The 20,448-nt window shown below is 37.1% G+C and carries 14 protein-coding genes and 1 tRNA gene; 4 read left to right on the top strand and 11 right to left on the bottom strand.

All coding sequences use genetic code 11. The annotated features are described in order from the left end of the window. Positions 1 to 13 precede the first annotated feature (13 nt). The 7 genes from IEW94_RS13095 to lepA all read right to left on the bottom strand — a co-directional run bounded on the left by IEW94_RS13095 (position 14) and on the right by lepA (position 12,725). Complete coding sequence (locus IEW94_RS13095) at positions 14 to 2,410, bottom strand: glycoside hydrolase family 31 protein (RefSeq protein ID WP_188653801.1); 2,397 nt, start codon at positions 2,408 to 2,410, stop codon at positions 14 to 16. A gap of 130 nt (positions 2,411 to 2,540) precedes the next feature. Next, positions 2,541 to 4,448, bottom strand: coding sequence for a 1,4-alpha-glucan branching protein GlgB (gene glgB / locus IEW94_RS13090; protein WP_188653799.1), 1,908 nt, complete (start codon positions 4,446 to 4,448; stop codon positions 2,541 to 2,543). 3 nt (positions 4,449 to 4,451) lie between these two features. Next, positions 4,452 to 6,086, bottom strand: coding sequence for a trehalose synthase (locus tag IEW94_RS13085; protein ID WP_188653798.1), 1,635 nt, complete (start codon positions 6,084 to 6,086; stop codon positions 4,452 to 4,454). Between the two features lie 2 nt (positions 6,087 to 6,088). Further along, positions 6,089 to 8,026 carry an alpha-1,4-glucan--maltose-1-phosphate maltosyltransferase gene (locus tag IEW94_RS13080; RefSeq protein WP_188653796.1) on the bottom strand — a complete coding sequence of 646 codons (1,938 nt, stop codon included), beginning with the start codon at positions 8,024 to 8,026 and terminating at the stop codon, positions 6,089 to 6,091. Positions 8,027 to 8,069: 43 nt separating this feature from the next. Then, positions 8,070 to 9,335 (bottom strand): glucose-1-phosphate adenylyltransferase, encoded by a 1,266-nt coding sequence (locus tag IEW94_RS13075; protein WP_188653794.1) that lies wholly within the window; start codon positions 9,333 to 9,335, stop codon positions 8,070 to 8,072. 83 nt (positions 9,336 to 9,418) lie between these two features. Continuing rightward, positions 9,419 to 10,621, bottom strand: a complete 1,203-nt coding sequence (gene glgA / locus IEW94_RS13070) for a glycogen synthase (RefSeq protein ID WP_188653792.1) — start codon at positions 10,619 to 10,621, stop codon at positions 9,419 to 9,421. Positions 10,622 to 10,928: 307 nt separating this feature from the next. Continuing rightward, positions 10,929 to 12,725 (bottom strand): translation elongation factor 4, encoded by a 1,797-nt coding sequence (lepA, locus tag IEW94_RS13065; protein WP_188653791.1) that lies wholly within the window; start codon positions 12,723 to 12,725, stop codon positions 10,929 to 10,931. A gap of 196 nt (positions 12,726 to 12,921) precedes the next feature. Here lepA and IEW94_RS13060 point away from each other — a divergent pair, with 196 nt between their 5' ends. Beyond that, the gene (locus IEW94_RS13060) at positions 12,922 to 14,043 is read left to right on the top strand and encodes a T9SS type A sorting domain-containing protein (protein ID WP_188653789.1); all 1,122 of its coding nucleotides are present in this window, start codon (positions 12,922 to 12,924) and stop codon (positions 14,041 to 14,043) included. A 69-nt stretch (positions 14,044 to 14,112) separates the two neighbouring features. Beyond that, positions 14,113 to 15,108 carry a tRNA dihydrouridine synthase DusB gene (gene dusB / locus IEW94_RS13055; protein WP_188654157.1) on the top strand — a complete coding sequence of 332 codons (996 nt, stop codon included), beginning with the start codon at positions 14,113 to 14,115 and terminating at the stop codon, positions 15,106 to 15,108. Positions 15,109 to 15,119: 11 nt separating this feature from the next. Here the strand turns inward: dusB and IEW94_RS13050 are convergent, their stop codons facing one another. Both IEW94_RS13050 and rbfA read right to left on the bottom strand, forming a co-directional pair. Next, entirely contained in the window at positions 15,120 to 16,325 is a 1,206-nt protein-coding gene (locus tag IEW94_RS13050) for an ABC transporter permease (protein ID WP_188653787.1), read from the bottom strand. Next, the gene (gene rbfA / locus IEW94_RS13045) at positions 16,326 to 16,721 is read right to left on the bottom strand and encodes a 30S ribosome-binding factor RbfA (protein ID WP_188653785.1); all 396 of its coding nucleotides are present in this window, start codon (positions 16,719 to 16,721) and stop codon (positions 16,326 to 16,328) included. Positions 16,722 to 16,919: 198 nt separating this feature from the next. On the opposite strand from rbfA, the gene mce reads away from it, so the two are divergent. Together mce and IEW94_RS13035 are read left to right on the top strand one after the other, a co-directional pair. Then, entirely contained in the window at positions 16,920 to 17,321 is a 402-nt protein-coding gene (mce, locus tag IEW94_RS13040) for a methylmalonyl-CoA epimerase (protein WP_188653783.1), read from the top strand. Between the two features lie 55 nt (positions 17,322 to 17,376). Continuing rightward, positions 17,377 to 17,450, top strand: a tRNA-Ile gene (locus IEW94_RS13035). Positions 17,451 to 17,546: 96 nt separating this feature from the next. Here the strand turns inward: IEW94_RS13035 and IEW94_RS13030 are convergent. Both IEW94_RS13030 and IEW94_RS13025 read right to left on the bottom strand, forming a co-directional pair. Beyond that, positions 17,547 to 19,103 (bottom strand): glycoside hydrolase family 10-like protein, encoded by a 1,557-nt coding sequence (locus IEW94_RS13030; RefSeq protein WP_188653781.1) that lies wholly within the window; start codon positions 19,101 to 19,103, stop codon positions 17,547 to 17,549. Between the two features lie 80 nt (positions 19,104 to 19,183). After that, the gene (locus IEW94_RS13025; protein WP_188653779.1) at positions 19,184 to 20,437 is read right to left on the bottom strand and encodes an exo-beta-N-acetylmuramidase NamZ family protein; all 1,254 of its coding nucleotides are present in this window, start codon (positions 20,435 to 20,437) and stop codon (positions 19,184 to 19,186) included. Positions 20,438 to 20,448: the final 11 nt, after the last annotated feature.

Below are 20,448 nucleotides of genomic sequence, written 5' to 3'. Positions count from 1 at the left end.
AAATTTTATTGAATTACCCTATTACTTGAAGATTTGTAAACTCCTTGGTTACAACCAAACTGTTGTTTTTAAACTTCAAGTCTTTTAAGGCCACTTCTTCATTGTCAACTTTTATGGACTTGACCTCAAAAGGCAATCCAAATAAGTTGATTTTAAAATTGGTGTAAGGCGTAATATATTGGCCTCTTTTATGGATTCTAATGACTAATTTTTCACCATTACCAGCTAAGTTGAATTTCATCAAGCTATATCGGCCTTTGGTGTAATCATAACCATCAAATGAATCTTCATAAAGCTCAGAATCTTCTTTTCCTTCTTTGTAATATACATCTAAGGAAACTTCATCAAATGTTTTTTCACCTACGTATTGTTGAATAGGATATTTAGGGATAATGGCACCGGCCTTAACAAAAACAGGCATATCATCCAGATCCGAATCTACCCATGTTTCTTTACCACCAACCACTAACTCTTTGGTCCAGAAATTATACCATTCTCCTCTTGGAATATACATGCGCCTTCCTTTAGAATGAGGTTCATTTATTGGGCAAACCAAAATCTGGTTACCATAGATATATTCGTCTGTTCTAAAATGTGTTTGCGGATCTTCTTGGTCAAACAACACCAATGATTTGATGATAGGGTCATTTTCATGGGAATATTTATAGAATGCGGTATACAAATATGGAAGTAGTTGATACCGTATTTCAATAAATTTTCTTACCACATCTGTGACATCTTCATCAAAAGCCCAAGGTTCTTGATCGCCATGGTCGCCAGATGAATGTGTTCTGCAAAATGGATGGAATGTACCCAATTGAATCCAACGGGCATATAATTCTCCATTTGGTTGTTCTGCAAACCCACCAATATCTGATCCTGCAAAAGAGAATCCTGATAACGCTAATCGTTGTGCTTGGATATTTGCTATTTGCAAATGTTCCCAAGAGGCCACATTGTCTCCCATCCAGGTTGATGTGTAACGCTGTGTGCCCGAATAGGCAGATCGCGTAATAACAAAAGGTCGTTTCGGGTAATTAAAACGCTTGACACCATGGTAAGTGGCCCGAGCCATCTGCATGCCATAAATATTATGGGCTTTTTGGTGGCTACAGGGGTTTCCGTCGTAATCATGACGCACATCTGGCGGGAAAGTTTTTCCAGGCACATCCATAACCGCGGGTTCATTCATGTCATTCCAGACGCCTTTTACGCCAATATCCTCAATAAGTTCCTTAAATAACCCTGCCCACCACTCTCTAACTTCGCGTCTGGTGAAATCAGGAAAATAACATTCACCCGGCCATACTTTTCCTTTCATATAGGGACCATCGGCACGTTTACAGAAATAGTCTTTTTCCAAAGCCTCCTTAAAAACGCCATAATCTTTGTCTATTTTAATGCCTGGGTCAATAATCACAACGGTTTTAAACCCATTGTCTGCCAGTTCCTTGACCATTCTTTTGGGTTCTGGAAAATACTCGTTGTTCCATGTAAAACACCTAAATCCATCCATATAATCAATGTCCAGATAAATGGCATCACATGGAATTTTTAATTTTCTGAATGTTGACGTGATTTCCTTGACTTTAGATTCTGGATAGTAGCTCCACTTACATTGATGATAGCCCAAGGCCCATAAAGGCGGCAATTCTGGCGTTCCCGTTAAATCGGTATAGCTGGCCACCACATCCTGCATTTTTGGGCCATAAATGAAATAATAATTCATTTCGCCTCCTTGTGCCCAAAAGCTGGTTACGTTTCTGCGTTCATGGCAAAAATCAAAAAATGTTCTAAAGGAATTATCAAAGAAAATCCCATAAGATTTGTTGTTGTGCAACCCTGTGTAAAACGGAATGGCCTTGTAAATAGGGTCTGTATCCTTACCAAAAGCATAACTGTCAGTAGCCCAGTTTTCAAAACGCCTACCTTTTAAGTTTAAGTGTTGTGGCTTGTCACCAAGGCCGTAGTAACTCTCACCGGTTTGCGATGCCTTACTCATTTTAACAATGTCACCACCCAAATGATAACTTTCTTCCCAGTGAAAACCTAGTTCATCTTCACAAACGATTGATTTATCTGTTGCATCATAAATAGAGATTCTTAAATCGCTTTTGTGGATTTCACAGATCAATTTGGCTGTGGTTACCAGGTATTTGTCTTTTTCTTCTGAAATTTCTAAATGGTTATAGCCCCTACTGGCATCTTTATCAATGGCATACGAAAAATCCCTATTGAATTTCCCTACCGTTGTGTACCGAAACCTAAGCACACTATCCCTCAAAACGGTTAATTGAAGAATAACATTATTATCGGTAGTGAAGTGGAGGATATCTACATCTTTTGAGTAGCCTATTATATTGGTTGGAAATAAATTCCCTTTGTATTCTAGTTCTGTATTTAATATCATTAATCACACAATTTATAAAGTTGCCAAAATACTAAATAAAATAAATCTAATCCTCACATTTTTTGTAAAAAGAAGGCTGCTAAATTGAGTAATTTATAATGTAATGGCAGTATAATTGAACAAAACTTAACTATTTGAATTGAAAGATAGAAATGGCCAAAGGCGGTAAGGTAATCTCTGCCGAAAAATCCTTCCCGTTCCACGGTTGTTTTTTGATGGTAATTTCTTTTTTATTAGAAACACCACTTCCACCAAATTCCATGGAATCACTATTAAAGACTTCAACAAGTTTGCCTTTAACGGGAACACCTATTTGATATTTCTGGTGAATAGTAGGCGTCAAATTACAAATGACCACAACGTTATGTTCTGGATTATTACCTTTTCTAAGATAGGAAATCACCGAGTTTTCATGGTCGTCATAACTGATCCATTCAAAACCTTCACCACTAAAGGCTTTTTCAAATAGGGCCGGTGTGGATTTATAAAACGCATTTAAGGATTTAAAATATGTTTGCAGATTTTTGTGTGGCTCAAATTCCAAAAGGTTCCAATCTAAGCTACCTTGGAAATCCCATTCGTTATATTGTCCAAATTCGCCACCCATAAACAACAACTTTGTTCCGGGATGAGTAAACATGTAGCCATACAGCAGACGTAGGTTAGCAAATCGCTGCCATTCGTCACCTGGCATTCTGCCCAAAATGGAATTTTTGCCATATACCACTTCGTCATGTGAAAGCGGTAACATAAAATTCTCAGTAAAGGCATAGGCCAAACTAAATGTAATTTCGTTATGGTGGTATTTTCTATATACCGGATCTTTGGCAAAATACTCTAAAGTATCATGCATCCAGCCCATCATCCATTTCATGCCAAAGCCCAAACCGCCAAGAAACGTTGGTTTGGAGACCATGGGGAACGCTGTGGATTCTTCCGCAATGGTTTGCACATCCGGAAACGAACTGTATACTTCTTCATTAAGCTCTTTTAAAAAATCTATCACATCAAGATTTTCCCGGCCGCCATAAATATTGGGTTCCCATTCGCCATCTTCTCTCGAATAATCCAAAAACAGCATCGATGCCACGGCATCAACCCGTAAGCCGTCAGCATGGTATTGGTCTAGCCAAAACAGTGCATTACTAATTAAAAATGCTTTGACCTCATTTCGTCCATAATTAAAAATCAAACTTTTCCAATCTTGATGATAGCCTTTTCTTCTGTCTGGATGTTCATATAAACAAGATCCATCAAAAAACCCGAGGCCATGAGCGTCTTCTGGGAAGTGTGATGGTACCCAATCCAAGATGATACCAATATCATTTTGATGTAATTTATCTACTAAATATTTGAATTCCTCAGGATAACCATAACGAGATGTTGGCGCAAAATAGCCGGTTATTTGATAACCCCACGAGGGGTCATAAGGAAATTCCATAATAGGCATCAGCTCTACATGGGTAAAGTTCATGTCCTTCACATAATTAACTAGGTCATCAGCCAACTCAAAATAAGACAAAAACCGATTTTCCTCCAGTTGTTTTTTCCAAGATCCTAAATGGACTTCATAAACCGAGTAAGGTGCATCCAACGCATTATGGTTTTTGCGCTTTTTCATCCACTTAGTATCTTTCCATTTATAGGAGTCTTCCCAAACAATAGAAGCTGTTTTGGGAGGATGCTCACAACGTCGCGCATAGGGATCGGCTTTTTCGGTCTTTATATCATTGTGATGGCTGTGGATTTTATATTTGTAAATATTCCCTTTGCCAACTAATGGGATAAAACCTTCCCAGATACCACTTCCGTCCCAACGCACGTTTAATTGATGTTCGCCTTCAATCCAGAAATTAAAATCACCAATCACCGAAACCGATTTTGCACTGGGCGCCCATACAGCAAAGTAAGTGCCTTCAATACCATCCAAGGTCATGATATGCGACCCAAATTTTTCATAAAGTCTATAATGTTTACCTGCTTTAAAAAGATTGATATCGAAGTCTGTAAATAGACTGTGAACTTTTACTTGTGCCATATATTAGTGATTAATTATGTTAGAAATTCCCTTTAACGGAATAACGGCCCATTGTGGACGTGAATTGAGTTCATACCCCAATTCGTAAACTGCTTTTTCAAGCAAACAATATTTTAAAATAAAAATGCGCTCTTGGTTATAGCCTAGATTTAAATTGGCGTTTTGTGTTTCAGTGACATAAGTTCCTAAAAACAATCCCGTAAGGTAACGATATAATATTTCACCAGCTTTAAATAAATCGTCTTGTGACGCCTTGTAATGCGTTTCTATATTATTAAAGATAGTTGCGTAAATGGCATAATGAAAGGACCTAAATAATCCCGCCACGTCTTTTAAAGGGGGTTGTTTTACTTTTCGGTCTCGTATGGTACTTTCGGGTTCGCCCTCAAAATCCAAAATGTAAAAATCATCACCTTTTACCAACACTTGGCCTAAATGATAATCGCCATGAACGCGAATACGCTCCCCTTTAAGCTTGGTCCAGTCAAATGTTACAAAACGTTTCCTGATGAGGTTTTTTTTGTCCAGAAACTCATGTGCCAAATCTAAGGCTAATCCATCCAATTTATGCAGATTATTTTCAATAGTATTTAATCTGTTTTGAAATTGGTATAACATCCTGTTTTTTAACCAAACCGTGTAGTCATCATTAAAATGCGTAGGTGTGAAGGCTGTTTCTTCAAATTCTGAACCGAGGGCAATATGCATTTCAGCAGTTCGCTTGGCCAAGGTTTGGATTTTTGTAAAAATATTCAATCCGGCCCAATCAATGATTTGTGGCGGAATATCACGGATGCTTAAACGTTGAAACAAGTTAGTACTTGGCAAGGAATGGATTGCAATGTTTTTGTATTCAATGTTACTGAACACCTTGTGAAGTTCTTTGAGCATATAATCCCAAGCGTCACCTTCATTGGGAACCATTTCTTGTAATAAACCTATGGTAATATTGACATCGTCAGAATCTACAATATTGATGCTTCCCAGATATGCGGGCGTGTTTTTAAACTCTTTTTTTTCTGATAAAAACCGACTCATTTCATAGTCTGGATTTTTATCGGCATACAGGCGTCTAAAAAATTTTAAAACGTATTTATCGTTATAAACCAGAGAAGTATTGCTTTGTTCTAGCCCCATAAATCTGGAAGACTCATAAAGCACATTATCTAAAAGATGGCTTTTGTGATACTGTACCTTTGTGGTGTCTTTTGGAAGCGCTGTGATAATGCGTTCAAACACTAATTTTCTAAAAGACTCTAAGTTTGTGGCATCAATGATAAACCCTTTATTTCCTTGAATGCTAATGGGAAGAATACGGTCTTTTTGTGCAAAATTTTCGTCGGTTACAAAAGCAATTGGCAAAAAATAATGCTGATAAAAGGCTTCTACAAAATTCACCTCAAGAATAAGCCCATAATAGACTTCACCAAATTGCTGAATCCTAAAATATTCAGACAGTTCAATGTATTTCATTTTGCTGGCTTTGCCACCATACCAGCGTTGTTTTAAAATGTAATCACCCAAAACGTCAGAAAGAAACACCTTTACAAACTCTTTATTCTCTAATAAATCTTCCCAATTATCATTAAAGTTAAAAGTCTGCACAACAGCTGTTTTTATTTCTTTTTTTTTGGTCATGTTTATTTTTTAATCTTAAAAATATGGAACGGAAGCGTGGGGTGTAATTCCACAAAATTCCATTCGTTGTACCAGTTATAAACACTTCCTGTTACAAGGTCGTGCATTTGAAGTTGATGCCCTTGATTGACGTTTAGGTCATTTAAAGGAACCTGTACAGATCCTTGTTGTGCATAATAGGGGTCTAAACTAATAATAATTAAAAGTTCATTGGTTTTGCTATCGTTCCATTTATAAAACGCCAATAAGTTATTGTTTTCTATATGGCAAAACTTGATGTTGTTTGTTTGTTGCAACGCCTCATGCTCATGGCGTATTTGATTTATTTTTGAAATCAGTGTGGTCAGTTTGTTTTCCTTTGTCCAATCATAATGGCATATCTGGAACTTTTCAGAATTCAAGTACTCTTCTTTTCCCGGAATAGCCTCATCAATCATGTATTCAAATACGGGTCCGTAAATGCCAATGTTTGAACTTAAGGTGGCCGCTAACACATATCGTTGGATGTATTTAGATTCGTTGGCGCCTTGTAAGTGGAGCGGATTAATATCGGGTGTATTAGGCCAAAAATTAGGACGCATATATTCACGCTGGTCTGTTTTGGTCAACTCTTCAACGTATTCAATTAGCTCATGTTTATTGTTTCGCCATGTAAAATAGGTGTAAGATTGTGTATAACCCTGTTTTCCCAATTGTTGCATGACCTTGGGTTTTGTAAATGCTTCGGCAAGAAACAATACATCAGGATGCTTTGCTTTTACTTGAGTAATAATCCAGTTCCAAAAATAGTAGGGTTTTGTATGTGGATTGTCTACCCTAAACACATTGATACCACAATCTATCCAATACAATAAAATACTTAAGCATTCTTCCCACAAATTTTTATAGTCTTCTGTTTCCCAATATATGGGTAAAATATCTTGATATTTTTTTGGTGGGTTTTCAGCATATTGTACAGTGCCATCAGGACGCCATTTAAACCATTGCGGATGTTCTTTAACCCACGTATGGTCTGGTGCGGCTTGAAGGGCATAATCCATGGCAATTTCAATACCGAGCGCTTTTGCTTTTTGGATCAATGCTTTAAAATCATCTAACGTGCCTAATTGTGGATGGATGGCTTTGTGACCTCCAAGATGGGAACCCACGCCCCAAGTTGAGCCAACATCACCTTGTTGTGCTGTTGGTGTATTGTTTTTGCCTTTTCTGTTGACTTCACCAATAGGATGTATAGGTGGGAAATATAACGTATCAAAGCCCATTTTTGCAACGCGTGGTAGCAGCCGTTCACAGTCTTTAAAGGTTCCATGTGGACCTTCAAATTCTGATGCCGAACGTGGAAAAAACTCATACCACGTACTAAATCGTGCTTTTAGCCTATCAACGTATATTTGGTAATCCTTAGACGTATTGGCTAATATCTTTTGGGGATATTTAACGAAAATATTGTGTAGTTTTTTACTGGTGGCTTCTTTGACAGCCTCATCATAATCATGCTCGTTAGCAAAAATATGTTGTAAATGTTCAAGATATGCCGTATCATTTCCCGGGTTTTTGTCAATGATGTCTTTAACAAACTGAATACCTTCCAATAATTCAGACTTTACATGCTGATTGTCGTCTATCTTACGCTCAATACCGTGTTGCCAATTGAGTGCATAATCAACCCATCCTTGAACTTTATAAGTATAATATCCTTGTTTTGTAACGGTAAAAGAAGCATTCCATTCGTCATTTACAACATGGTGCATCCGTACTTCTTTCCAGTTTTTATCGCTCTCATGTTTGTATAAAACGGATGCCGCTATAACATCATGTCCATCAACCAGGACATGGGCATCTACAGAAACTATTTCGTTAACTACACGTTTTATATAAAAATTACCGTCATTAATTTTAGGGTAAACATAATCAATAACAACTCGTCTTTGATCTTGCATTTTTAAGTTAGTTTTGAATCAATGAAATTTTTTGAAGATTGAATTAAATGACATAACCAACAGGAATGGTTGCGCCTTTTTTAACAACCACGATACCGTCTTTAATGGCGTACATATCGTTTTCGGTGTCTTCTAAATGAGTGCCTCCATTTATTCTTACATCATCGCCAATACGGCTATTTTTATCAAGAATACAGTTTTTAATAAAGCAGCGTTCACCAATACCCATTAAGACTTTAATTTTGTGGCTTTCTATATCAAGCAGCGTTTCATAATAGTCACTACCCATCATATAGGTATTGATTACGGTAGATTCCTTTCCTATTCTTGAACGAATGCCAATTACGGATTTCTCAATTCTTGACGCACTGATAATACAGCCTTCAGAAATGACCGCCCGATCCAAAGTCGTGCCGGCGATTTTTGTGGTGGGAAGCATTCTTGCATGCGTGTAAATACGTTTGGCTTTATCGTAAAGATTAAATTTTGGGATATCATCCGTAAGCCCGATATTTGCTTCAAAGAATGAGTCTATATTCCCTATATCCGTCCAATAGCCCTCATATTGAAAACTCAAAGTTTTGTGTTTTTCAATAGATTGCGGTATGATTTCTTTACCAAAATCATTAGTAGAAGGGTCGTTCATCAATTGAGTCAATAATTCTCGGTTGAAAATATAAATCCCCATAGAGGCCAAATAATCTCGCCCTTGTGATTTCATATCGTCGCTAACTTCAGATGTCCAATCAGGCAATAAACTGGCATCGGGTTTTTCAATAAATGATGTAACCATATTTTCCTGGTTGGCTTTTAAAATACCAAATGAGGTGGCGTCTTTTGCGTTTACAGGAATGGTTGCAATGGATATCTCAGCATTGTTTTCTTCATGGGCTTCAATCATTTTGTCATAGTCCATTTGGTACAGTTGATCACCAGACAATATTAGGGCATAATCAAAGTCATGTCTTAAAAAATGATGCATGCTTTGTCTTACGGCATCTGCAGTGCCTTGAAACCATGTTTTATTGTGTGGTGTTTGCTCTGCGGCAAGTACATCTACAAAAGCTGAGCTAAAAAAACTAAAGTGGTATGTATCTTTTATGTGCCTGTTTAATGAGGCCGAGTTGAACTGTGTTAATACAAACATGCGTTTAATGTCAGAATTGATACAGTTTGATATGGGAATATCAACAAGTCTGTATTTTCCAGCAATTGGCACAGCGGGTTTTGATCGTTCTTCGGTTAATGGGTGAAGTCTTGAACCTTGTCCACCTCCTAAAATGATGGCTAAAACTTTATTATTAATCATGTTTGTTAGTTTAAGAGATTATGTATTGAAAATATGCCTTGTTAATTTACAATTATTTTTTTTAATTCCCGATGCGAACGATTTTATATTAAGGATTTGTATAAATCTTCTACTTGTTTTGCTATGGCTATCCAATCAAAGTAATCTTCTACGCGTTTTCGTCCTTTTTTGGCCATAGACTCTTTAAGTGTTTTGTCATTGATTACCGTGTTGATACCATTTGCTAAATCTTTGGCAAACTTATCGGGATCCACAGGCTCGAAAGGCGCTACTTTTTGTTGTTCCAAAGGAACCAGAATACCGGTTTCACCATCTACAACAACTTCTTTAATACCACCTACCGCACTAGCCACCACAGCGGTTTCACAGGCCATGGCCTCAATGTTTATAATCCCAAAGGGTTCGTAGATGGACGGACAACAAAATACGTCAGCATGGGAGTAGAGTTGAATAACTTCTTTTTTCTCCAACATTTTATCAATCCAAATCACATTGCGTCTGGTTTGTTTAACCTTTGCAACACTGTCTTCCATTTCCTTGGCTATGTCTGGTGTATCAGGTGCTCCTGCACATAATACAATCTGTGTGTCTGGATCTATATATTTTATGGCATTCACTAAATGTATGATTCCTTTTTGACGCGTAATTCTGCCTACAAAAAGCACATATGGTTTTGACTGGTCAACGCCATATTGTTCTAACGTTGAGGTTTCTTTGGTAACAACATATTCTTTAAGGTTAATACCATTATAAATAACCTTCACTTTGGATTCGTCGACGTTGAAATATTTTAGAACATCTTCTTTGGTTTCTTTTGAAACCGCAATGATGGCATCGGCCATTTCAATAGCTGTTTTTTCAACCCATGATGAGGCATCATATCCACGCCCTAATTGTTCGCGTTTCCAGGGCCTTAACGGCTCAAGCGAGTGTGTTGTGATAACTAATGGGATACCATAACACAGCTTGGCCACAATACCTGCAAACTGTGCATACCATGTGTGGCAGTGTACCACATCGGCACCACTGTCCTCGGCATTCATATGTATACAGGTACTTAAGGTTTGGAAAACGGCTTTAAGTTTTGGGTTGCTGATATTAAAATCCGGATTGTCATAAGGAAACCCCTTGACCGTTAAATTACCGTTGTCTTGATCTTGATCCCCAAAACATCTTACATCAACCTCCATGAGTTTTGCCAGTTCAGTAGCTAAATATTCAACATGAACACCTGCGCCACCATACACATATGGGGGAAATTCCCTGGTATAAAAAAGTACCTTCATATAAACGTAATAAAATAGTTGATACGTCTATAAACTTAAAAATATTATTCCATAAAAAGGCACGAAACCCCTACTATTATTGATAATTTCGTAAAATGCAATATTCGTTAAGAATATTTCAACTAAAATGATTTTTTATCTATTCTATTTTTGAATCTTCAATAAGATTTGTTGCAACAAAACTATCTTATATAGTAGTTATGAGATGAAAACCATCCTAATTCTGGAAATTTTAACAGATGTGAAGTCGATGTAAATGAAATAACTATTGATAAGGTTTTCACATAATTACATAGCATATTTGCTACTAATCATTCAACTTTAATACCGCCATAAAGGCCTGTTGCGGAATTTCTACATTCCCCACCTGGCGCATACGTTTTTTTCCTTTCTTTTGTTTTTCAAGTAGTTTACGTTTTCGCGAAATATCGCCTCCGTAGCATTTTGCAGTAACGTCTTTTCGTAAAGCCTTAATGGTTTCCCGTGAAATAATTTTCGCACCAATAGCTGCTTGAATAGGAATATCAAATTGCTGGCGTGGAATAAGTTCTTTTAGTTTTTCACACATTCGTTTACCAATATTTTGCGCGTTATCGGCATGTATCAATGCTGAAAGTGCATCTACTGGCTGTGCGTTTAGTAAAATATCAACACGAACTAATTTTGAAGCACGCATGCCAATTGGGTGATAATCAAATGAGGCATAGCCTTTTGATACGGTTTTTAAGCGATCATAAAAGTCAAATACAATCTCGGCTAGTGGCATGTCAAAATTAAGTTCAACGCGCTCGGGCGTTAAATAGGTTTGATTGGTAATCATCCCGCGTTTATCAATACAAAGCGACATGACATTGCCCACAAAATCCGCCTTGGTGATAATAGTGGCTTTTATATAAGGTTCTTCCACACGATCTAAACCAGAAGGCTCAGGCAAATCACTAGGGTTGTTTACTATAATTGGTGTGTCCGGGTGTTTTGTGGTAAAGGCATGATAACTAACGTTGGGAACCGTGGTAATCACGGTCATATCAAACTCGCGTTCCAAACGTTCTTGGATGATTTCCATGTGGAGCATTCCTAAAAATCCGCAACGGAAACCAAACCCTAAAGCCGCAGAACTTTCGGGGATAAACACCAAAGATGCATCGTTAAGTTGTAACTTTTCCATTGATGCCCTAAGCTCTTCGTAATCTTCGGTATCAACAGGATAAATGCCTGCAAACACCATGGGCTTTACATCCTCAAAACCAGAGATGGCATTTTTGGTCGGGTTTTTAGCATCTGTAATGGTATCTCCAACCTTGACTTCTTTAGCTTCTTTTATACCGGTAATTAAATAGCCAACATCGCCTGCTTTTATTTCGTTCCTTGGGAATTGTTTTAATCGCAAGGTACCAACTTCATCGGCATTATAGGTTTTTCCAGTAGCTATAAATTTTATTAGTTGGTTCTTTTTTATGGATCCATTAATGACCCTAAAATAGGTTTCAACACCTCTAAACGGATTGTAAACTGAGTCAAAAATCAAAGCCTGTAGAGGCTCATCCACATTTCCTTTTGGTGGGGGAATACGTTCAATAACAGCCGCCAAAATATCATCAACACCAAAACCTGTTTTTCCACTAGCGTGAATCACCTCAGAAGGGTCACAACCCAGTAATTCCACAATATCATCGGTAACTTCTTCTGGGTTGGCGCTGGGCAAATCAACTTTATTAAGAATTGGGATGATCTCTAGGTCGTGTTCTAAAGCCAGATATAAATTTGAAATGGTTTGTGCCTGAATACTTTGTGCAGCATCAACAATCAGTAATGCTCCCTCACAAGCTGCAATGGAACGTGATACTTCATAAGAGAAATCTACGTGACCAGGTGTATCTATTAAATTTAGAACATACTGTTCATCTTTATAAACATAGTCCATTTGAATAGCGTGCGATTTGATGGTAATACCGCGTTCACGCTCTAAATCCATGCTATCCAAAAGCTGGTCTTGTTTTTCCCTATCGGTTACAGAACCTGTAGAATCCAACAGCCTGTCCGCAAGCGTACTCTTTCCGTGATCTATATGTGCAATGATGCAAAAATTTCTAATATTCTTCATACAACAATCTATACCTAGAGATAATTTGCAAATATAGATGTTTTATCTATTTATATCTATTGTTTTTAATGAATGGGTTTTAGGTCTTTTTTAACTGCTGTATATTCTAATAAACGTTAAAAAAAATACGTACATCAAGTATTTTAAAATAAACAGAAGCGTTTATGTTATATTGGTCATTGCTGTAAAATACATTATGAAAACAATAATTTCAATCATAATTTTTGTTTTGGGAATTAGTAATGTTTCCGGACAAATAAGTGCGGCTGCAGAAAAATTTGCTTTACCGACCAGTTTAAGCGAATCTTCAGGCGCCATTTTTTTCAATAACAGACTGATAACACATAACGATTCTGGAGGTGAGAACAAGCTGTATGAGCTGGATACCATTTCAGGTTTGGTTGCCAGAACTGTTACAATTTCAAACGCGACAAATGTGGATTGGGAAGACATCACACAAGACAATAACAATATTTATATTGGTGATATTGGTAACAACGTAAGCGGAAACAGGACCGATTTAAAAATTTACAAAATCAGCAAAAGTGATTATTTAAGTTCAGATACTGTAAATGCCCAAACCATAGCTTTTAGCTATTCAGACCAAACAGATTTTACTGCGGCATCAGCAAATACTACGGAGTGGGATGCCGAAGCCCTTGTTTCGTTTGATGTTACTAATTTGATTGTATTTACCAAAAACTGGGCAAATGGCATCACAAAAGGGTATTTGATTCCCAAAACAACAGGAACCTATTCTGTATCTCCATTACCCACAACATTAAATAGTGGCGGCTTGATAACAGGAGGTACATATAATCCATTAACAGCAAAACTATATTTAGTAGGATATTCAAATATGTTACAACCTTTTGTTTGGCAATGTGAAGGTTTTAGCGGTAGCGATATATTTTCTGGAACCAACGTAAAGACAATGCTTTCATCACTTGGTTTTGAACAAACAGAAGGCATTGCTTATGTAGATGCGAACAGATACTTTATAACGTCTGAGTCTTTTTCCAATATTATTTCAAACTATGCCAAAGCCATCGCATTTTCTACAAATGATGCTGTTCTGTCTGTCAATGATTACAAAAGAAGTAGTCCAATTGTTTTATATCCCAACCCTGTAAACCATGTTTTACATTTAAGCAATAAAGACATACGAGCTGTAGAAATTTATGACGCAAGGTCTGTTTTGGTTTACAGAGGACAAGTAAACCATATAGACATGGATAGTTTTAGCAGTGGTATTTACATGGTAAAAGTTGCCTTAAAGAACAATAGTTTTGTGATTAAAAAAGTGGTTAAGCAATGATTTTGAGCATCTTATACTGATAAACTTGTTTTGTTGTAAAAAAGTGTAATTTTGCCACAAATTTTATTTGTGGTTAAAATAGATAACATAGAACTTCCTGATTTCCCGTTGCTTCTCGCCCCCATGGAGGATGTAAGTGACCCGCCGTTTCGTGCACTTTGCAAAGAGCAAGGAGCCGATGTGGTCTATACCGAATTTGTTTCTAGTGAAGGGTTGATACGCAATGCGGCCAAAAGTGTTATGAAATTGGATATCTATGAAAAAGAACGCCCAGTTGGCATTCAAATATTTGGAGCCAATTTAGATAGCATGCTACAAACCATTGATATTGTAGAACAATCCAAACCAGATATTATTGACATCAATTTTGGCTGCCCTGTAAAAAAGGTAGTGAGCAAAGGCGCTGGCGCCGGAATTTTAAAGGATGTTTGCCTTATGGAGCAGCTTACAGCTGAAATGGTTAAACGCACCAATATTCCCATTACCGTAAAAACCCGATTGGGGTGGGACCACAATTCCATAAAAATTGTTGAGGTGGCCGAAAGGTTGCAGGATGTGGGCTGTAAAGCCATTGCCATTCATGGAAGAACCCGAGCGCAGATGTACAAGGGCGAAGCTGACTGGAAACCTATAGCCCAAGTTAAGAACAATCCCAGAATGCATATTCCTGTATTTGGAAACGGCGATGTAGATTCCCCGGAGAAAGCTATGGAAATGCGGGATAGTTACGGATTGGACGGTGCCATGATAGGCCGTGCCAGCATTGGTAATCCTTGGTTTTTTAAGCAAGTAAAACACTTTTTTAAAACAGGAAGGCACTTAGCACCAATTTCTTTGGAAGAACGCGTTGAAGCGGCTCGCCGGCACTTACAAATGGCTATAGACTGGAAAGGCGAGACGCTGGGTGTTTTTGAAACCAGACGTCATTACACCAACTATTTTAAAGGCATTCCGCATTTTAAGGAATACCGCACCAAAATGGTGACCAGTGATCAATCAGCAGATGTGTTTGCTACGTTTGATGAGGTACTTGAAAAATTTTCAGATTACCAGTTTATAGATTAATATCAAAAAAATTAATGGGTTTCCACTAAGGTTTTTGTAATTCTCATTGAAGCTATTTTTGAGGCCAAAATACCCAAAACAGAAATGGTCAAGAATACAATAACAAAATTTTCCGGCTTGATGGTTACAGGATACGGTAAGGCAGGCGTTATCATGACCAAAGCAAAGGACTTTTGTAAAACAATGATTAAAACGCCAATAGCAATACCAAAAACACCTCCAAGAACAGTCATCAAGCTTCCTTGAAAAAAGAAGATTCGCCTAATTTCCTTTAAGGTTGCTCCTAAATTAAATAAGGTATTGAGCGTTTTTTTCTTGTCAAGGATCATCATGATGATAGACCCAATTACGTTAAACAAAGCGATGATTAGCACCAATGTAAAAATCAAATAGACAGCTAAGTTTTCGGTGTTCAACATTTTGTACAGTGCATCATTGAGTTGTGACCTGTTTTTTATAATAACCCGATCCCCTAAAATATTTTGGATTTTCCCACGGACATCATCTATATCTGCGCCTTCAACCAACCTGAATTCTAATCCTGTAACTTGATTGGGGCTATAATTTAAAAGCTGTTGCGCCAAATCGATGGGAGCATACACATAGGTGTCGTTTATTTTCTCGTTAATATCAAATACCCCTACATTAACGGCCTTAACAGAATTAAATGCATTTTTTGTTGAGGTAATTTGCCCTTTGCCTGGCTTTGGCACATAAATATTGATGGTTTTTGTGTAATCTAATATACCAAGGGACAGATTGCTTGAAACACCCCAACCCGCCACAATTTCCGGAGCGTTTTGAGATATCCAATTACCCTGTACAATCACGGAGTCTATACTGGTAACGCTTTCAAACGATTCATCAACGCCTTTAAGGGTTACAATATCATTTTTATCTTCAGAAGCTATAACCACACGTTCCTCAACAATTTTTGAGTATAAGGCTACTTCATTTAAAGCCTTTAATTTTTGAGTATCATCATCTGTTAAAATAAAAGATTTTCCAAGGGCGGTTTCGGCTTTTAAATCGGGGTCCACAACATTTGAAAATTCCAATGTATAATCCTTTAAGCCCGCAAATCCAGACAGCACGATAAATAGGGAAGCGGCACCTAAAACCACACCGATAGCAGCAATAATGGTAATGAAATTGATGGCGTTATTACTGCTTTTTGAGCGTAAATAACGTTTTGCTATGTATAGCGAAAAGTTCAATTAAGATTTTTTACGTTTGTCTAAAATACTAGGGTCTTTTATAGGGTTGTCCTTTCCTTTTAAGGATTGTTCTATCTTGTCCATATATTCAAGGGAGTCATCAATAAAAAACTCCAATTTAGGCATGCGTCGCAATTGGTGCTTGGTACGTTGGGCAATTTCATGTTTAATTAAAGGTGCATTTGATTTTATGCCCGCAAGTAGCTCTTTACCTTTATCGTTAGGAAAAATGCTTAAATAGACTTTAGCGTCTGACAGATCTACCGTAACCTTTACTTTTGATACCGAAATTAAGATACCCTGCATACCGCCCTGTGTGGCTGCTTTTTGTAAAACATCTACTAAATCGCGCTGTAATACCGATGCTATTTTTTTTTGTCTTTGACTCTCTTCCACAGTAGTTATTTTTAAAGGATGCTTAATTTAGTGAATTTTGGCAGATTAAACCGTAGCCTCTGGCTAAAAAATCTTTTGGGATTTTCATCGTGCAAAAATAGAGCATATTTAAAGATTATCTTACTTTTGATATACAAAATTTGTATCTTCCTATTAAATAGAAACTAAAAGAGATTTCCGTTTTCACGAAAAATAAACATGAAAAAAATCGAACACATAGGAATAGCGGTTAAAAACATCGAGTCTTCCAATACATTGTTTTCTAAACTTTTTGCTCAATCACACTACAAAATGGAAACCGTTGAAACCGAAGGTGTAAAAACATCTTTTTTTAAGGTCGGCACCAATAAAATTGAACTGTTGGAAGCGACCCATCCAGACAGTCCTATTGCAAAATTCATTGAGAAAAAAGGCGAGGGCATTCACCACATAGCCTTTGATGTTGACGATATAGAATCTGAGGTAAAGCGATTAATAAGCGAAGGTTTTACGGTATTGAATGAAACGCCAAAAAAAGGCGCTGATAATAAGTTGGTTGTTTTTTTGCATCCTAAAACCACAAACGGCGTGTTAATAGAGCTATGCCAAGAAATAATTTAAACAAATAAATTTCTTGTAGAGTAATAAAAATAGTATTAAATTCGCAGCCAATTTCGGTCCTATAGCTCAGTTGGTTAGAGCACCTGACTCATAATCAGGTGGTCCCTGGTTCGAGCCCAGGTGGGACCACTAGTAAAATAAAGGCTTCATAGAATTTTATTCTTTGAAGTTTTTTTATTTTCAGAAAATTTGTAAATCAACTTACATTTAAGATTTTTTATTCTCTTAGTGATAGATATTAGATATGGGTATTTTAACAACTGAGCTTTCATTTCCAAATTTATCTACAGATGATATTGCGATTGTATTTAGAGTCTCTGTTGTTTCAGTTAAGTCTCCATTTTTTGATGGATTGATTTTTTTAATAAGAGGAACCTTTTGAGATTTAATGTCGCTACTTAAAATCCTGTAATCCCATTCGTTTTTAAATTTGTAATACAGTATCAAATGGGAAATGTTACTCAAATTTTTGTGTTTCCATGAAACAGTCAAGCTGTCGTTTTCCTTTGAAACTTTAACTTCGGGCAATTTAGGTATTTTTTTACTTAGCCACGGATATTTAGGCGTTAACGCTGGTTCTTTGTAAGGTCCTTCTGAAATTGCTTGTGCAAGATCAGGAGAAGTGATTAAAGGTTCTATGCTCCAATGAACTTCTCCCGGTGATTTGGGTAACATGCCGCGTACAATCATAATTTGATTAATGGTTTCATCAATAGCATTTTCCCCTTTTTTGATTCCTATATTCAAACCAGGCCAAAGATGTCTTCCTTTTTTGTTTTCCTCTTTCCACCAATTTAGTAATACGGGAAAGCTTAGTTCAATTCTGTTGATTGGCCAGTACAACTGTGGTGTAATATAGTCTAACCAACCTTTGTTTAGCCATAGTTTTGCATCTGCATATAGTTCATTGTATTGGTCAAAACCCGCAACTACCGAGGGCGGGTAAGAAGGACGCCAAACTCCAAAAGGACTTATTCCAAACTTTACAGAAGGTTTCCTTTTTTTTATGCCATAATAAATCCGCTTAATAAATATGTTAACATTTTGTCTGCGCCAATCGGGTCTGGACAATTTGCCTCCTTTTTGAAGATATGATTGCCAGCTTTCTTCGTCAGGAAAGTCTTTATTGTTGTTGTATGAAGGATAAGGATAAAAATAGTCATCAAAGTGGATGCCGTCCACATCATATCTTTTAACAATATCCATGACAACATTGTAAGAGTGGTCTTGTGTACCCTTCTTACCTGGGTCCAACCACCAATATCCTGTTTCAAGTTTCACTACTAAATCCGGACGCTTTTTTACTATCGAAGTTTCTGTTACGGGGCCACCACTTAGATGATGAGCTCGGTACGGATTTAACCAAGCGTGTAATTCAAGGCCTCTTTTATGGGCTTGCTCTATCCAAAATTTAAGCGGATCGTAATACGGTTTTGGGGCTTGACCTTGCTTGCCAGTGAGGAAGTAGGACCAAGGTTCTAAATCGCTCGGGTAAATGGCATCTGCTTGTGGCCTTACCTGCAGGATGATGGCATTAAAATGGGAGGCTTTTAGCAGATCCAATAATTTTATGACTTCATGTTTTTGTTCTTCAACAGGCAATCCTTTATCACTCGGCCAGTTGATATTTGCTACCGTAGCAACCCATGCCGCTCTAAACTCCCTTGGTACCGTGGGCAGTGTTTCGGTAAATTTATGGGAAACCAAGCGGTTACTGCTACAATCACTTAGTAAGAACTGCAGAATTATTAAAATAAGAAATAGGAAACGCTTTTTGTTCATATATCAAATGGTAATTTATTTTAAAATGAGAAAAAAGCTATTTTCAATATATCATATCAGTGTGTTTTTAAAGCTATGATTTAATCATTGTATAGCAGGTATTTTGCTCTTGTTTTTTTAAAGGCCGTTAAATCTGTTTGCCAAGTTTCTCTTATTTCATCCATGGAAAGGCCTTGTTCAATTTGTTGTTTTAGTTTTGTGTTACCTGCCAACTTATTAAAAGCCTCATATTCAAAAAATTTATCTTTTTCTGAAGTTGCAGCGTAAGCATCTATTAGCCATGAAAAATTTAACTGATCTAAATCCTTGGCCTTGGATAAATTTAAACCGTGGCATTCCTGTCCCATATGTTTTGGGTTTTTTGACCCGAAATTTGGTTGAGGGATAAAAGTAAAGTGATAAGTGTCTTTAGGTAAGTTAGGGGACCCAAAAATTTGGAATTGCATGTCAGTTCCTCTTCCGCAACTTACATCTGTTCCCTCAAAAAGACACAAACTCGGATAAAGATTGATTGATTTATCATTTGGAAGATTTGGAGATGGCCTTAAGGGCAAACTATATGTAGACTTGTGTGTGTAGTTTTTTAAAGTAATTACTGTGAGGTCGCATTTAACACCGTTATTCAACCACTTCTCACCGTTGGTCATCAAAGCATATTCACCAATGGTCATGCCATAAACTATTGGTATTGGACCAAGTCCTGCAAAACTTTTTGTGTCTTTTTCTAAAACAGGGCCATCAACGTAATGACCGTTTGGATTGGGTCTGTCCAGCACAATTATGGGTATGCTGTTTTCTGCACAAGCTTCCATAACATTATGAAGCGTAGATATGTAGGTGTAAAACCTTACGCCAACATCTTGAATGTCAAATAACACGGCATCAACGTTTTTCAAATGTTCTGGTGTTGGTTTTCTATAATTATATATTTGTTTTTGAGATGGGTTTTTGTTTTCTCCATATAACGAAATTATAGGTATTCCCGTTTTGGTATCTGTGGTGTCTGTTAAATCTTCCCCAGCATCTGCCGCCCCCCTAAAACCATGTTCTGGGGCAAATACTTTTGAAATATGAATACCCAGTGATAATAAAGAGTCAACCAAGTGGGTATACTGTTTTGTATCACTTTTAAAAATAACAGATGTGTTGTTGGCCACAACAGCAATATTTTTGCCTTTTATGAGTGGTATATAATTTTCAGTTTGATTAGCCCCAACAACAATGTAATTATTTTTATTAACGGAGGGTGATTTTTTATTTTCACTGGATTGGCGGCAACAAAGTGTTGCAACAAATAAAAGTAGAACTGTAATCTGTAGAATACGCTTTACCATTTTTTAAATCA

Source organism: Yeosuana aromativorans (assembly GCF_014646655.1).
GTDB classification, from domain to species: domain Bacteria; phylum Bacteroidota; class Bacteroidia; order Flavobacteriales; family Flavobacteriaceae; genus Yeosuana; species Yeosuana aromativorans.
This window is presented reverse-complemented; position numbering and strand designations above follow the sequence as displayed.

Bases quoted from the DNA above. Each gene is read 5' to 3' on its own strand.
- IEW94_RS13095 (WP_188653801.1), bottom strand. From the start codon at position 2,410: ATGATATTAAATACAGAACTAGAATACAAAGGGAATTTATTTCCAACC.
- IEW94_RS13060 (WP_188653789.1), top strand. From the start codon at position 12,922: ATGAAAACAATAATTTCAATCATAATTTTTGTTTTGGGAATTAGTAAT.
- IEW94_RS13025 (WP_188653779.1), bottom strand. From the start codon at position 20,437: ATGGTAAAGCGTATTCTACAGATTACAGTTCTACTTTTATTTGTTGCA.
- lepA (WP_188653791.1), bottom strand. From the start codon at position 12,725: ATGAAGAATATTAGAAATTTTTGCATCATTGCACATATAGATCACGGA.
- glgA (WP_188653792.1), bottom strand. From the start codon at position 10,621: ATGAAGGTACTTTTTTATACCAGGGAATTTCCCCCATATGTGTATGGT.
- IEW94_RS13075 (WP_188653794.1), bottom strand. From the start codon at position 9,335: ATGATTAATAATAAAGTTTTAGCCATCATTTTAGGAGGTGGACAAGGT.
- IEW94_RS13030 (WP_188653781.1), bottom strand. From the start codon at position 19,103: ATGAACAAAAAGCGTTTCCTATTTCTTATTTTAATAATTCTGCAGTTC.
- mce (WP_188653783.1), top strand. From the start codon at position 16,920: ATGAAAAAAATCGAACACATAGGAATAGCGGTTAAAAACATCGAGTCT.
- IEW94_RS13080 (WP_188653796.1), bottom strand. From the start codon at position 8,026: ATGCAAGATCAAAGACGAGTTGTTATTGATTATGTTTACCCTAAAATT.
- IEW94_RS13085 (WP_188653798.1), bottom strand. From the start codon at position 6,086: ATGACCAAAAAAAAAGAAATAAAAACAGCTGTTGTGCAGACTTTTAAC.
- glgB (WP_188653799.1), bottom strand. From the start codon at position 4,448: ATGGCACAAGTAAAAGTTCACAGTCTATTTACAGACTTCGATATCAAT.